The sequence below is a fragment of the Cystobacter fuscus genome (genome assembly GCF_044360685.1).
GTDB lineage: Bacteria > Myxococcota > Myxococcia > Myxococcales > Myxococcaceae > Cystobacter > Cystobacter fuscus_C.
On sequence record NZ_CP043491.1, the window covers coordinates 2,195,141 to 2,209,704 of the forward strand.

General features: G+C 67.0%; 10 protein-coding genes. 5 read left to right on the forward strand and 5 right to left on the reverse strand.

Translation table 11 applies throughout. The features are described from left to right. The first annotated feature begins 315 nt into the window (after positions 1–315). The 3 genes from F0U63_RS09140 (at position 316) to F0U63_RS09150 (ending at position 5,096) form a co-directional block, all read left to right on the forward strand. Positions 316–3,417, forward strand: a complete 3,102-nt coding sequence (locus F0U63_RS09140) for a glycoside hydrolase family 2 TIM barrel-domain containing protein (RefSeq protein WP_395845505.1) — start codon at positions 316–318, stop codon at positions 3,415–3,417. Positions 3,418–3,632: 215 nt separating this feature from the next. Continuing rightward, positions 3,633–4,412, forward strand: coding sequence for an SDR family NAD(P)-dependent oxidoreductase (locus tag F0U63_RS09145; RefSeq protein ID WP_395845506.1), 780 nt, complete (start codon positions 3,633–3,635; stop codon positions 4,410–4,412). 231 nt (positions 4,413–4,643) lie between these two features. Then, on the forward strand, positions 4,644–5,096 hold the full coding sequence (locus tag F0U63_RS09150) for a hypothetical protein (protein WP_395845507.1): 453 nt from the start codon (positions 4,644–4,646) through the stop codon (positions 5,094–5,096). 56 nt (positions 5,097–5,152) lie between these two features. Here F0U63_RS09150 and F0U63_RS09155 read toward each other — a convergent pair whose 3' ends face one another. The 5 genes from F0U63_RS09155 to F0U63_RS09175 all read right to left on the reverse strand — a co-directional run bounded on the left by F0U63_RS09155 (position 5,153) and on the right by F0U63_RS09175 (position 10,647). Continuing rightward, positions 5,153–6,292, reverse strand: a complete 1,140-nt coding sequence (locus tag F0U63_RS09155) for a hypothetical protein (protein WP_395845508.1) — start codon at positions 6,290–6,292, stop codon at positions 5,153–5,155. 592 nt (positions 6,293–6,884) lie between these two features. Then, complete coding sequence (locus F0U63_RS09160; protein ID WP_395845509.1) at positions 6,885–8,969, reverse strand: cation:proton antiporter; 2,085 nt, start codon at positions 8,967–8,969, stop codon at positions 6,885–6,887. 97 nt (positions 8,970–9,066) lie between these two features. Beyond that, positions 9,067–9,228: a hypothetical protein gene (locus tag F0U63_RS09165; protein WP_395845510.1), complete on the reverse strand. Its 162-nt coding sequence runs from the start codon at positions 9,226–9,228 to the stop codon at positions 9,067–9,069. A gap of 140 nt (positions 9,229–9,368) precedes the next feature. Beyond that, positions 9,369–9,824, reverse strand: a complete 456-nt coding sequence (locus tag F0U63_RS09170; RefSeq protein ID WP_395845511.1) for a hypothetical protein — start codon at positions 9,822–9,824, stop codon at positions 9,369–9,371. A gap of 115 nt (positions 9,825–9,939) precedes the next feature. Further along, positions 9,940–10,647 carry a DUF4142 domain-containing protein gene (locus F0U63_RS09175; protein WP_395845512.1) on the reverse strand — a complete coding sequence of 236 codons (708 nt, stop codon included), beginning with the start codon at positions 10,645–10,647 and terminating at the stop codon, positions 9,940–9,942. Between the two features lie 224 nt (positions 10,648–10,871). On the opposite strand from F0U63_RS09175, the gene glgX reads away from it, so the two are divergent. Continuing rightward, a complete protein-coding gene (gene glgX, locus F0U63_RS09180; protein WP_395845513.1) occupies positions 10,872–13,007 on the forward strand; it encodes a glycogen debranching protein GlgX in 2,136 nt (711 codons plus the stop codon). A 220-nt stretch (positions 13,008–13,227) separates the two neighbouring features. Further along, positions 13,228–14,529 (forward strand): ATP-binding protein, encoded by a 1,302-nt coding sequence (locus tag F0U63_RS09185; RefSeq protein WP_395845514.1) that lies wholly within the window; start codon positions 13,228–13,230, stop codon positions 14,527–14,529. Positions 14,530–14,564: the final 35 nt, after the last annotated feature.

Consider the following 14,564-nt stretch of genomic DNA (forward strand, 5'->3'; position numbering starts at 1 on the left):
GGAGTGACATTTTTCGTCGATCGATGACGAATCGGGTCACTTGAAGAACTCGTGCCGACACATCGTGCCCTACCCGGAGTGCGGATTGCGCGGTGTGTCGGTGGAGCAGTGAACATCTCGGCCCTCCAGGAAGACGCAGGGCGTGGGGGAGGAAAATTTGAGCGATGCGGTTCTCCGCGAATCCTTCCATGCTGCGCCTGTCCATCACGTGCGCTGAACGACTGGGATCTGGGACTCATGAACGACAGGAAGTGGATGGGTAGGAACGCGCCAGGAATGTGGGCTGCCTGGCTGGTGTGTCTGGGATTGGGATGTGTGGCGAACCAGCCGGTGCCCCCGAAGGGCGAAGAGCCCACTCCCCCCGCCACGGAGCAGAACCCTGGCAGGCGCGTGGACTTCGACAGGGATTGGAAGTTCGTCCTGGTCAACCCCGAGGGAATCACCGACCCGAGCGGTTCCTATGTGACCGCGCACGAGCCGTCCTTCGATGACTCGTCGTGGAGGAAGCTGAATGTTCCTCACGACTGGAGCATCGAGCGGGACCCCAGCCCGGGGCCGGGGACCACCAGTGGGACGGGCTTCTTCCAGGGGGGCCTGGGCTGGTACCGGAAGACCTTCACCCTGCCGCCGTCCATGGCGGGCAAGAAGCTCTCCATCGAATTCGATGGCGTGTACATGGACTCCTCCGTCTATGTGAATGGTGAACTGGCGGGCAACCACCCCTATGGCTACACCGCCTTCAACGTGGACCTGTCCCCCCGGGTGTACACGGATGGGGTGACGCCCAACGTCATCGCCGTCAAGGTCCAGAACCAGCTTCCGAGCAGCCGGTGGTACTCCGGCAGTGGCATCTACCGGCACGTCCACCTGACGGTGACGGACCCCATCCACGTGGCGCGCTGGGGCACCTTCGTCACCGTCCCGGACCTCGAGAAGACGGTGGGGGCGGGCTACGCGGACGTCCGCGTGCAGACCGACGTGGTCAACGAGGGCGGCACACCCAAGGACGTGGAGGTCCGCTCCCTGGTGAAGGACGCCAACGGGAAGGTCGTGGCGCAGGCCACGTCACACGCCACCGCGCTGGGTCCGGTGCCCCAACGGCTCACGGCCAGCATCCGGGTCGAGCACCCTACGCTCTGGTCGCTGGCGAATCCCTACCGGTACACCCTGGAAACCACCCTCGTCTCCGAGGGAAAGGAGGTGGACATCACCTCCACCCGCTTCGGCATGCGGTACTTCCGCATCGATCCCAACGAGGGCTTCTCGCTCAATGGCGAGTACACGAAGATTCAGGGCGTCGATCTGCACCATGATCTCGGCGCGCTGGGGGCGGCCGTCCATCGCGATGCCCAGGTGCGGCAGATGACGATCATGAAGAGCATGGGGGTCAACGCCCTCAGGACCGCGCACAATCCGCCTTCTCCCGAGCTGATCGACATCTGCGAGGAGATGGGCATCGTCATGCTGGTGGAGGCCTTCGACTCCTGGAGGACCGGGAAGAACCCATATGACTACGGGCGCTTCTTCGATGAGCACAGTGATGCCGATATCAAGGAAATGGTGAACGCCGCCAGGAACTCTCCCGCGGTCATCATGTGGTCCATTGGCAACGAGATTCCGGATTCGACCTCGGAGGCGGGTCTGGCGATGGCCCAGCGGCTGGTCGAGGACATCAAGTCCATCGACACCTCCCGGCCCATTGTCATCGGCTCGGACAAGTACCGGCGCGTGCCCTCACCGACGTCGCCGGCCGCGCGGATCCTCGGGCTGCTGGATGGCCTGGGCCTGAACTACAACACGGCGAAGTCGGTGGATGGGCTCCGGGCCGCGTTTCCGGACAAGTTCCTCTTCGAGTCGGAGTCCTCGTCGGAGACGTCCACCCGGGGCGTGTACCAGGACCCCCACCTGCTGAACACCGGTGAGAACTACACCCCGGGCAAGCGGGGCACGTCCTCCTACGACAACAACCTGGCCTCCTGGACCATGAGTGGGGAGTACGGCCTGAAGAAGGATCGGGATCGGAAGTTCTTCGCCGGCGAGTTCCTCTGGTCGGGCATCGACTACATCGGCGAGCCGACCCCGTACGACGTCTATCCCGTGAAGGCCTCGTTCTTTGGCGCCGTGGACACGGCCGGCTTCCCCAAGGACATGTATTACCTCTTCAAGAGCCAGTGGACCCAGGAGCCCATGGTCCATCTGCTCCCCATGAACTGGACGGACCACGAGCCTGGCCAGTCCGTGGCTGTCTGGGCCTATGCCAATGTCGATACCGTGGAGCTGTTGCTGAACGGTCAGTCCTTGGGCGAGCGGAAGTTCAGCCACAAGAAGACCCTGGATGGCCGGGCCTATCTGGAGACGGAGGAGGCCACCGGTGATGACAAGACGTTCACCACGGGCCCCTTTCCGGGCAGCTACACCAGTCCCAATGGCAGTGCTGGCAAGCTGCACCTGTCCTGGAGCGTGCCGTTCGCGCCGGGAGAACTGGTGGCGATCGCCAAACGCGACGGCGTGGAGGTGGCCCGGGACGTGCTGCGGACCGCCGGAGCGCCGAACACCTTGAGGCTGACCCCGGACAAGAAGGTCATCACCGCGGACGGCAAGTCGCTGTCATTCGTGACGGTCGAGGTCGTGGACTCGAAGGGGGTGATGGTTCCCAGCGCCGCGAACCTGATCCACTTCCAGGTGACGGGCGGAGCCCTGGTGGGCGCCGACAACGGGCGTCAGGAGAGCGCGGAGAACTACAAGGCCTCTTCCCGGACGGCCTTCAACGGCAAGGCACTGGCCATCATCCAGTCCGGCGTCACCTCCGGGCCCATCACCGTCACCGCGTCATCGGACGGGCTGACTCCGGGCTCCACGACGATTGTCGCCGAGGGCGGGAGTAGTTCCGGGGCTGGCTCCGCGGTGGCCGTGGCGCCGGCGGGTCCGGCCAGTCGCGTGGGGACCGTGCCGCCAGTGGATCCGCGAACCCCTACCGCCGACGCGAGCTTCTCGGGCTCTCCCGCGACGGTGCCCGCGGCGATGCTCGACGGGAACAAGGCCTCGGAGGGCTGGTCGAACTTCTATGAGAAGGCGGCCACCGCGCTCCTGCCCGCGGTGAGTTCGGCCAACGCGTCGGACTGGGTCTCGCTCAAGTGGCCCCAGGAGCAGTCCCTCGATTCCGTGACGGCCTGGTTCACGACCGGCCCCAAGCACGTGTTGCCCGCCTCGCTCGTGGTCTCCTTCTGGGATGGCAAGGGTTATGTGCCGGTCTCCAACCCCTCCATCACCTGGGCGTCGGCCTCGAACCAGCCCACGGTCATCTCCTTCGACCCTGTCCGGACCACCGAGCTGCGGCTCGAGATGACGAGCCCCGCTCCGGGGTCCGCCACGGGCTTCCTGCAGATCTCCGAGCTCGAGGTGCCAGCGAGCCGCTGATGATTCATGAGAGGTCCACGCAGGGTGTCGAAGAGCCTGACACCCTGCGTGGGGGACCTCCCACCGCGGGAGTGGCGTGAGCAGTACCGAGCGTTCATCCCGGCGTCCGAGGAGCCGCTGCTCGCCGGGCGTCGTCTTGCGATGCTCCTTCACTTCTTCCGAAGATACCGTCGGCCCGGGTGGGCCTCGGGCATTCACACGCACGGAGCTGGCTCATGAAGAAGTTGGAGAACAAGGTCGCCATCATCACCGGTGGTGGCGGCGGGATTGGCGCGGCGACGGCGAAGCTCTTCCTGCAGGAGGGGGCGCGGGTGCTGATCGTGGGCCGCACCGAGGAGAAGCTCCGCAAGACGCTTGAGGAGCTTCACCACGAGAACCTCGGCTACGCGGTCGCGGATGTGTCGAAGGTCGAGGACACGCAGCGCTACTTCCAGCAGGCGGTGGAGCGCTTCGGCGGCGTCGACGTGCTGGTGGGCAACGCGGGCGCCGAGGGCCCCTACAAGCCCCTGGACGAGCACTCCGTGGAGGACTTCGACGAAGTGATGGCCGTCAACGTGCGCGGCTGCTGGTTGGCCGTCAAATACGCGTTCCCCGAGATGCGCAAGCGTGGGGGCGGGAGCATCGTCCTCACCTCCTCGATCATGGGGATGGTCGCGTTTCCGGCCAACTCGGCGTACACCGCCGCCAAGCACGCCGTGGTGGGCCTGGCGCGCTCGCTGGCGCACGATGGCGCGCCGTTCAACATCCGGGTGAACGCGGTGTGCCCGGGCGTCATCGACAACGACATGACGGCGGGCATCCACACGCGGCTCGCGCCCGGCAACGAGGAGATGGTGAAGAGCCGGATGTCTCAGCGCATTCCCATGCAGCGCTACGGGACGAACGAGGAGATCGCCCGCCTGAACCTCTTCCTCGCCAGTGACGACAGCAGCTACAGCACGGGCGGGGTGTTCGTGGCGGACGGTGGCATGACGGCGGGCGTCCGAGGCCGGTGAACTGGAGTTCTGAAGCGACCTTGGGTGGATGAGGTGTCTATCACTGGATGCATCTTGATAGAAGCTTCACCTTTAGCGAATCCTCATTCATACAATGGGTGAACTCCTGACCGAGGTCACCTCTTGCGCCCCTTCGTCCTTCCGTTCACCCTCCTTTTGCTCCTGGGCCTCTGCTCCTGTGGAGAAGATCCTCGGAGGAGCTTCGTCGGCTCCTTCGATGCGTCGGGCAACTTGATTTTGTCCAACGGCAGTCGCAAGCAGACCCAGGATGTCAAGACGACCCTGAGGGTCGTGGCCGATGCTTTCGGCTCCGACAAGCTCTACCTGGACTTCCAATGTGGCCTGACGGCGACGGTCCAGAATGCCAACGCTTTCACCCTCGACGAGAGGGAGTGCCCCTCGTACGAGAACGAGGGCTGCGAGTACGTCTGGAGATTCTCGGATGGAAAGGGAACAGCGACGGAAGGTGACCCGGCGCTCGAACTCCGCTTCAATGGGAGTGTCAACTCCAGGTGTTCGGATGGGTCGTCCTTGTTGCTGACCTTCGTGTTCACACTGACGGCGACGCCGGCGAAGCCCTCGTCCATCGAGCAGCGGGTGGGGAGGGACTCGTCGCTTCAGCAGTCCGTTCTTCCCTTGCTGCGTGCCGAGCTGGAGCAGGCGGCACGCTCCGCGCCGCGGTGAGCGAGGGCCCCAAAACCAAAAAACCAAAGGAGGGGACCCTCAACTCCCTCTGCGGCTCAGGGGATGGCCGTTGCGTTGCGTGTCTTGCAGATCAGACCGTTGGCGCGGAAGGGAAGGGTCTTCTTCCCGAGAGCCGCCCCCGTCGTGCTGTTGAAGGAGAGCAGCTCGGGATTGTTGCCCAGGATGAGCAGACGGCCATCCTCCGTGGCGTCCATCCCCATGATCCAGCCGTTGTAACCCTCGAGCTTGATCGTTTGGGGGCTCTCCGTGCGATTCAGCGCGAAGGTCTCGATGGAGTCCGTGGCGTGCCACGCGAAGTACCCGCGGTCTCCCCCGGCCGCCATCCTGCTGGCATGGGGGCGGTTGCTGAGCGTGCACGAGGTCACATGCCGCGCCGCGTTCCGGAAGGTGTCGAACTGGACGGGCGTGTTCAACACGGACGTGTTGGTGCCATCGTAGTCGAGCAGGGTGAGCAAACCATTGCGGTACGAAGTGACCGCCTGGCAAGCGATGGGGGCGATGTCCGCGCTTCCATCCACGAGGGAGATGCGCGCCAGTCCCCGTCCGTGAATACAGCCGTAGAGGTAATTGCCATTCCAAGCCAGGGAGGAGACACTACCGGAGAGTTTGGAGGGCACGCCAGCGCACGTCCGTCCACTGTCCAGCCCCACCACAGTGGGGGTGTTGTAGTTGAGGGTCATGCAATAGGCAGACTCCGTAGTGAGCTGCTCACACCCTCTGGGCACGACTGGCTCGGAGGCGGTGGACACCGTGTTCTCGGGCCGCAGCGTTCCCGGCTCACCGATCTCGAAGCTGGTCGCCTCATAGCATCCGCGGAAGGAGGAAAGGTTCCGCTCGGTGAGGTCCTCGGCGGCATCGACGAGTTGGGTGGACTCGTAGGCTGGCCACTCATAGGCAAAGGGGCCCACATAGCCCTGGGTCTGCTCGTAGCTGCGGATCTCAACGGGCACTCCCGCTGGCGCCGAGACCTTCTGCGCGTGGTAGCCATTCACGATGATGCGCTCCACGCTGGCGCCAGACTCGACCTTCACGTTCCAGGTGGTGGCCGTGTACGCGGACAGGACAAGCACCGAGGAGCCAGCACGCGTGACCCGTACCTGGACGCTCCGAGTGCCATCCGCTCCCAGCGCGGCTTGATAGATGCCGATGACATGGAGTTGCGCTCCACTCCCCATGGATTGTTCGTACTGAACGTATCGGCTCGAGCCACACGCATGGACGCCAGTGGCATTTCCTCCCTCGAGGGTGCTCCGGAACGGCAGGGGCGTGAGGGGAGAGGCCGTCGAGGACGCGGGACACCAGGACGCGTTGGCGGTGGGTGAGACCACGGCCTCTTCGCCCGAGGACGGCATCGGCGGGGACCCCACCTCAGTGCTCCCGGAGCCGACGTCATCTTGAAGGGCTTGCCCACATCCGACGAGCAACATCAGGCAGGACAAGAATGAACCACGCCAAGAACCCCCGCTCTTCATTTCCATGGAAATGCCTCCTGGACAGGACTGGCATGACAGCTTAGAGGAATTAAAGGATTTGCCAATCCCATTCACACCTCTGACTCGGTGAGGCACGTCCAAAAGGACTCAAGTGCTCGTGGCGAGCCTCGCCAGAATTCACTTGAAAGTAACACATTGGTCGAGGCGTGCACTCGGTACGGCGAGGAGCGAGCCGCGGTGGTTGGGTACACCAGGGTTTGCCCACAAGCGGAAACAAGCCAGAGGCACGCGTCGCCAGCACAGCCGTCGGCCCCCCCACCGACGCCGCCTCTTGTCAGACAGACGCGGAGTGCTGCTCGGCCGGTGCGCTCCCGGAGAGCACCGCGCGGGCCGAGTCGATGGCCTCGTGCGTGCCGGCCAGCGCGAGCACGTCTCCCTCCCGCAGTTGCTCGTCCGCGGTGGGCACGACGACCTTGTCCTCGCCGCGCCGGATGGCGAGCACCGTGGCGCCCGTCATTCCGCGCAGGTTGAGCTCGGCGAGCGTGCGCCCCACGGCGGCACTGCCGGACTCGAGCCGTACCGGCGTCGGCTCGCCGAGCCCGGGCAGGATGGCGTGCAGGGTGTCCAGGCTCCCGGCGTGGTGCGCCTGGGTCTTGCCCCGGGACTGCGACGCGAGCGCCTCGACGATGACCTGGGAGCCCGCGCGCACATGTCCCTGGAGGTTGGTGGCGCTGCGCCAGAAGCCCAAGCCCAGCACCGCGAGCAGCACCAGCAGGACCGCCGCGCCGAGGAATCCGCGCACGAAGGGCTGGGTGATGGCGACGAGCGGCGCGCCCACGCCCAGCAGGCTCGCCAGTTGCAGCGTCACCACGAGCGCGCGCCGGGGGGCGGCGGCGCGGTCCAGTCGGCCCGTGGTGGCGGGGAAGGCCGTCTCCGCGAGCAGCGTGCCCAGCGAGCGCGCGAGCCGCACCACGCCCACGCAGAAGGGGGTGGCGAGCAGGATGGCCAGGGCGATGACGACCCAGCGGGTCACCGTGTTGCCCAGGCCGCTGCGCAGTTGCAGCGCCGCGCTCATGCGTCCGAGGAAGATCGAGGTGCCGATGATGATGGCGGCGAGCAGGGCCGCGTCCACGAGCAGCAGGCGCACCTTGGCGCGGATCTTCGTGCCAGCGGTCTGGCGCGGCGGCGCGTTCTGCAGCTCCTCCACCCAGCTGCCATAGAGCGCCGCGAAGGTCTGCAGGGGCTTGGGCAGCTTGCGGTCCACGTAGTTGGCCACCGGCCCCGAGGCCCGGATGAGGAAGGGCGTGGTGAGGGTGGTGATCGCGGACACGGCCACCGCCACGGGGTAGAGGAAGCTCCCGGTGGCATTGAGCGACAGGCCCAGGCCCGCGATGATGAAGGAGAACTCGCCAATCTGCGCCAGGCTCAGGCCCGACTGGATGGCCGTGCGCGTGCCGTTGCCCGTGAGGAACACGCCCAGCGACACTCCCACCAGCTTGCCCAGGATGACCACGCCCGTGAGCACCGCCACCGCCACCCAGTGCTCGGCGATGAGTCCCGGATCGATGAGCATCCCCACCGACACGAAGAAGATGGCGGCGAACATGTCGCGCACCGGCTGCACCAGGTGCTCGATCTCCTTCTCCTCACCGGACTCGGCCACCAGCGAGCCCGCGAGGAACGCCCCGAGCGCCACCGAGTAGCCGAACGCCTGCGCGAGCAGGGCGACGGCGAAGCAGATGCCGACGCTCGCCACCAGCGACGTCTCCGGGCGCTTGAGCCGTTGCACCGCGCGCACCGTGCGCGGAATGACCATCAGCCCCACCACCATGAGCCCCACCAGGAAGAGCGCCAGCCGGCCGACGGTGAGGGTGAGCTGGCCCGCGCTCAGCCCCGAGCCCGTGGAGATGGCCGTCAGGGTCGCCATGAGCAGGATGGCGATGAGATCCTCGACGATGAGGATGCCGACGACGATCTCCCGCAGCTTGCCTTTGATTCCCTGCTCGTCGAAGGCCTTGGCGATGATGGTGGTGCTGGAGATGGCGATGATGGCGCCCGTGAAGATGCTCTCCTTGCCGGTCCACCCGAAGGAGCGGCCCACCACGAAGCCCAGCCAGATCATCAGGCTGCACTGGATGATGGCGGTGAGCCCCGCGGTGAGCCCCACCTTCAGCAGCTTGCCGATGCTGAACTCCAGCCCGAGCGAGAACATGAGCAGGATGACGCCCAGCTCCGACAGCGTCTGGACGATGGTGGGATCCGCGACGAGGGGAATGGGCACATGGGGGCCCATGATGAGCCCCGCGATGATGTAGCCGAGCACCACGGGTTGCCGGAGCCGCTGGAAGATGACGGACGTCACCGCCGCGACGCACAACACCGTCGCCAGGGCCTTGAGGAAGTCGTGTGCGTCGTGCATCGCCGGATCACCGCCAGGAAAAAGAAGCCAGACAACGGGAATAACTCGAAGGGGAGGCCGATGCCCGTCCAGGCACCGGCCCCCTGTCTTCAACAGCTCAGCCGAGCGCCTCGTAGGCGATGGCCGCGCCGATGATGAACAAACAGGTCAGGACGGCCACGATGAGCCGGCCCGTCTGCCAGTGCTCGTACTCGACGGGCGCCGGGGAAGGGGGTTGGGGAGAGGGGGTGGACGCAGGGGGGTTCTGTTCTTCGCGCAAGGGACTGCCTCGGGTGCGCCAGCAGGGGCCGGCACGCCGGAAAGGGAAAATGAAGCCAGGCGCGCGCCAGGGAGGACCCTTCCCGACTGGGGACGAGGGGGCCGTGGACATACGCCGTTTCTACCTCGGGGATCGCGACCTCACGCGAGCCGGGGCGGTCCTTGCGCGGGACAGTTCTCGATGAGCGGGCGATCCGCGATGCGCCCATGGCGCCGCGCCGGCTCGCGGGGGCGGTGCATCCGCGTGAGCGGCGGGACTCCCGCCTCCAGGCGTGGCGCGAGGCCGTGCCGGGAGTCGAAGCGCTTGTAGCCGGGGAGGGGTTTGGCCGCGGGGCGCGGCAGTTCCAGGGCGCCGTGGAGCGGTGCTTCACGGTCTCCCACCAGCCGCTCGGGCTGGGGGCGCCGGGTCGCGGAGACCGAGGCGCTTCGCGCCGGTCGCGCGGTCCTGGCGACTTCGTGGACCTCGCTCCGCCGCGGGACGCTGGACGAAGGCCCCCCGATGAGGACGGCCAGGAGGAGGGCGCAGGCCGCGCCCCCCAGGACCATCCACCGGGCGAGTCCTTGTTCGCGCCGAGGTGAGCGGGGAGAGATCTTCATGAGCGGAGAGCTGACCCGTTCATCCCTACACCATCCGGAACGCGGCGGGCAAAGGTGCTCTTCACGCGGGGCCGGTTCTCTCCCTTCCGGCCCCGCTCACCGCGTCGGGCCCGGCCTAGTTGCGCGTGTCGGGGCCGGTGGTGCCGGTGCTGCCGCCCGTGGGGCCCATGTTGCCGCCCGTGGGGCTCGGGGTGCCGGTGGTGCCCGCGCCGCCGGTGGCCGCGGGTTGCGGGCTCAGCTTGCCGAGCAGCGCGTAGGCATGCTGGCGGTGCTTGGCGACGCTCTGGGTCAGCTCGTCCAGGAGCGTGGTGAGCTCCGGGGTGGCGCCCGCCGCCTGGCGGCCCGCCGCGAGCTTGCCGAGCGTGGCGTCATGGGCGCCGAGCTGCTCGGTCATGTAACAGCCGTCGAAGGCCTCGCCCTTGAGCGACTGGAGCTTCTCCAGCGAGGCCTTGTCGGCCGCCAGGCCCTTCTTCTCCACGTCGTTGATGGGCTTGGGCGTGTCCGCCAGCTTCAGGTTCTGCGTCTTGGCGAGCGCCAGGATCTTCTCATCGGCCGCCGTGTGGTCGGTGATCATCTGCTCGGCGAACGACTTCACCTCGGGGCTCGACGCGTTCTGCTGGGCGAGTTTGGCCTGCTTGATCTCCGTCTGGTTGACGTAGTGCAGCCGCTCGAGCAGCGACTTGGTGTCCGTGGGGACGACGAAACCCTTGTACTCGGCCGTGCCGGCCTTGGGCGCCGCTGCCTTGGTGGCCGGCTGGGCGAACGACGTGCCTCCCGCGAACAGCGCTCCGGTGAGCATCACTCCCTGGATCATCCGCTTCATGTGCATGCTTCCTTTCGTCGTGCGACCTGCGAGGCCGCGCACATTGGGGTTGCAGGAAGCTGGTGGCATGGGTTTGGAGCCGCAAGCGTGCGGTATCGCACGGCGGGGTGTGCAGATGATGGCTGGCGGACGCTTGCCTGGTTCAGCCCAAGGCGAATGTGGCGGGTTCCAATCGTTTCACACATCTTCACCGCTGAGTCTGTGTCGAAAGGACGTTGAAGCGTATGACGAGGGAAGTGTGGCCGGGCAAGCCGTATCCGAGGGGCGCGACGTTCGATGGGTCGGGGGTCAACTTCGCGGTGTTCTCGCAAGTGGCCACCCGGGTGGAGGTCTGTCTGTTCGATCCCCGGGACCCCTCGAAGGAGATCGAGCGCTTCGACCTGCCGGTGTCGACCGAGTACACGTGGCACGGCTACGTGCCCGCCCTGGAGCCGGGCACGCTCTACGGCTTGCGGGTGCATGGTCCCTACGAGCCCCAGAAGGGGCACCGCTGCAATCCCTACAAGCTGCTCGTGGACCCCTACGCCAAGGCGCTGCACGGTGAGGTGGACTGGTCCCAGCCCGTGTTTGGCTACACGCTGGGCCACGAGAAGCAGGACCTGATGCGCGACGAGCGCGACAGCGCGCCGGGCATGCCCAAGTGCGTGGTGGTGAGCGACTTCTTCGACTGGGGCAATGATCGCGCGCCGGACGTGCCCTGGCGCAAGACGGTCATCTACGAGGCCCACGTCAAGGGCCTCACCATGCGCCACCCCAAGGTGCCCGAGCACCTGCGGGGCACCTACGCGGGGCTCGCCCACCCGGCCATGATCGAGCACCTCACGAAGCTGGGCGTGACGTCCGTGGAGCTCCTGCCGGTGCACGAGTACGTGGACGACTCGTTCCTGAGCGAGAAGGGCCTGTCCAACTACTGGGGCTACAACACGCTGGCCTTCTTCGCCCCCGAGCAGAAGTACGCGAGCCGCAAGGCGCCGGGCACCGTCGTCAACGAGTTCAAGGCGATGGTCAAGGCGCTGCACGCCGCGGGCATCGAGGTCATCCTCGACGTGGTGTACAACCACACCTGCGAGGGCAACCACATGGGGCCCACGCTGTCGCTCAAGGGCGTGGACAACGCCTCCTACTACTGGCTGATGCCGGACGCGCGCTACTACCTGGACTTCACCGGGTGTGGCAACAGCGTGAACGCCTCCAACCAGAACGCCTCGCGGCTCATCATCGACTCGCTGCGCTACTGGGTGCAGGAGATGCACGTGGACGGGTTCCGCTTCGACCTGGCCACGGTGCTCGGCCGCCACGGCAAGGGCGAGTTCTCCCCCAACGCCGCCTTCTTCCAGATCATCAGCCAGGATCCGGTGCTCAGCCGCGTGAAGCTCATCGCCGAGCCCTGGGACGTGGGCATGGGGGGCTATCAGGTGGGCAACTTCCCCTCGCCCTGGCGCGAGTGGAACGGCAAGTACCGCGACGCCATGCGCCGCTACTGGAAGGGCGACGAGAACCTCGCGGGCGAGGTGGGCCACCGTCTCACGGGCTCCTCGGACATGTTCCAGAGCGCCCGGCGCCGCCCCCAGGCGAGCATCAACTTCATCACCGCCCACGACGGCTTCACCCTGCACGACCTGGTCACCTACAGCCACAAGCACAACGAGGCCAACGGCGAGTTCAACCGCGACGGCGCCGACGACAACCAGGCGTGGAACTGCGGCGCGGAAGGAGAGACGCAGGACGCCAACATCGTCTCCCTGCGCGAGCGCCAGAAGCGCAACCTGCTCTCCTCGCTCTTCCTGTCCCTGGGCGTGCCGATGATCGTGGCCGGTGACGAGATGGGCCGCACCCAGGGCGGCAACAACAACGCCTACTGCCAGGACAACGAGCTGTCGTGGGTGGACTGGGACCTCGACGAGCGCCGGCAAGCCCTGCTGGAGTTCACCTCGCGGCTCATCCACTTCCGCGACACCCAGCCCGTGCTCCAGCGCCGCCGCTTCTTCCAGGGCGAGCACATCTGGGACTCGGAGCACAAGGATCTCACCTGGTTCCGGCCGGACGGCACGGAGATGGGCTCGGAGGATTGGCAGAAGCCCTTCGTCCGCTCGCTCGCGTTCCTGCTCGGGGGCGACGCCATCCCCTCGCCCGACGAGCGGGGCCAGCGCATCATCGGGGATGCACTCCTGGTTCTGCTCAATGCCCACCACGAGGCCGTGTCCTTCACCGTGCCTCCTCCCACCGAGGGCAAGCGGTGGGTCATCCAGCTCTACACGGCCTCGGACGAGCTGGGTCCGGACGCGCCGGTTCCCCCGGGACGCTTCGAGCTGGTGGGCCGCTCCATGGCGGTGTTCCGCCAGGTCTCGGCCGACGACTGACGACTGAGGAGCGCGCCGGTGTCTCGCCCCCTCCCCCCTCGGGTTCGTTTCCAGGGGGGGCGGAGGATTCTCGCGTGGGCTGCCCAGGAACGCGGGGCCAGCGTAGACTAGTGGACATCGTGGTGAACCCACCGCATTCCAGCCGCCGCGACCCGGGAGGACAGCTCCGGGTCCATGCTTCTCCAACGGATGTTCCAGGCCTCGGACAGGAGGGCTGGGCATGAGCTCTCCTTCGGAGGCGAGCCACCGCATCCTGGTGGTCGATGACAATCCCTCCATCCACCGGGACTTCCACCGCATCCTCGCGCACTCCACCTCGGGCCTCGACGCGCTGGACGCGATGGAGTCGCGGCTCTTCGGGGAGCAGGCGCCGGCGCCACGCACCACGGCCGCCCCGTCCTTCGAGCTGGACTTCGCGTCGGAGGGGGAGGAGGGCGTGCGGTACGTGCGCGACGCGGTGAGCGCGGGGCGCCCCTATGCGCTGGCCTTCGTGGACGTGCGCATGCCCCCGGGGCTGGATGGTGTGGAGACGACGCTGCGCATGTGGCGCGAGTCGTCGGATCTCCAGGTGGTGCTCTGCTCGGCCTACTCGGACTACTCGTGGGACGAGCTGGTGCGCAAGCTGGAGACGAGCGAGCGGCTGCTCATCCTGCGCAAGCCCTTCGACACCATCGAGGTGCGGCAGATGGCGCACGCGCTGTGTGAGAAGTGGGAGCTGTTGCGCGCGAGCCAGCAGCGGATGCAGGGGCTGTCGCTGGCGGTGGAGGAGCGCACGCGGGCGCTGGCGGAGGCCAATACCCGGCTGTTGCACGCGCAGAAGCTCGAGGCGCTGGGGCGCATGTCGGCGGGATTGGCCCACGAGGTCAACAACCCCTTGAGCTTCATCCTGTCCAACCTGCGCCATGTCGTGCGGGGGCTCGAGTCGGTTCCGTGGACGCCCGAGTCGACGGAGCTGCGCGAGGACCTGCGCGAGGCCAGCCGCGACGCGCTCCGGGGCGCCGAGCGCATCGCGCGCATCGTGCAGGACGTGCGCGTCTTCGCCCGGGTGGACGAGCCGCCGCGCGAGCGCGTGGACGTGCGCGAGGTGCTGGAGGGCGCCGTGCACATGGCGGCGGAGGTGCTGGGGCCGCAGCTGCGGGTGGTGCGCGCCTTCCAGGAGGTTCCCTGCGTGCTGGCCAGCGAGCATGGCCTGAGCCAGGTGTTCATCAACCTGCTCGTCAACGCGGCCCACGCCCTGCGCGGCCGCGCCCAGCCCTTCCTGCGCCTGGGCGTCCTGCGGCGGGCGGATGGCCGTGTCGTCGTGGAGGTCGAGGACAACGGGTGTGGCATCGCCCCGGAGAACCTGGGGCGGCTCTTCGAGCCCTTCTTCACGACGAAGCCCGCGGGCATGGGCACCGGCCTGGGCCTGTCCATCTGCCATGGCATCGTGACCCGTTTGGGAGGTGACATCTCGGTGGAGAGCACCCCGGGACAGGGGACGACCTTTCGTGTGATGCTGCCCGCCGCTCCCCAGGAGGGATGAATCGTTCCAGCCCGGAGCGCGCTCCTCGGGAAGGC

Bases quoted from the DNA above. Each gene is read 5' to 3' on its own strand.
- F0U63_RS09160 (WP_395845509.1), bottom strand. From the start codon at position 8,969: ATGCACGACGCACACGACTTCCTCAAGGCCCTGGCGACGGTGTTGTGC.
- glgX (WP_395845513.1), top strand. From the start codon at position 10,872: ATGACGAGGGAAGTGTGGCCGGGCAAGCCGTATCCGAGGGGCGCGACG.
- F0U63_RS09185 (WP_395845514.1), top strand. From the start codon at position 13,228: ATGAGCTCTCCTTCGGAGGCGAGCCACCGCATCCTGGTGGTCGATGAC.
- F0U63_RS09145 (WP_395845506.1), top strand. From the start codon at position 3,633: ATGAAGAAGTTGGAGAACAAGGTCGCCATCATCACCGGTGGTGGCGGC.
- F0U63_RS09175 (WP_395845512.1), bottom strand. From the start codon at position 10,647: ATGAAGCGGATGATCCAGGGAGTGATGCTCACCGGAGCGCTGTTCGCG.
- F0U63_RS09155 (WP_395845508.1), bottom strand. From the start codon at position 6,292: ATGGGGAGTGGAGCGCAACTCCATGTCATCGGCATCTATCAAGCCGCG.
- F0U63_RS09170 (WP_395845511.1), bottom strand. From the start codon at position 9,824: ATGAAGATCTCTCCCCGCTCACCTCGGCGCGAACAAGGACTCGCCCGG.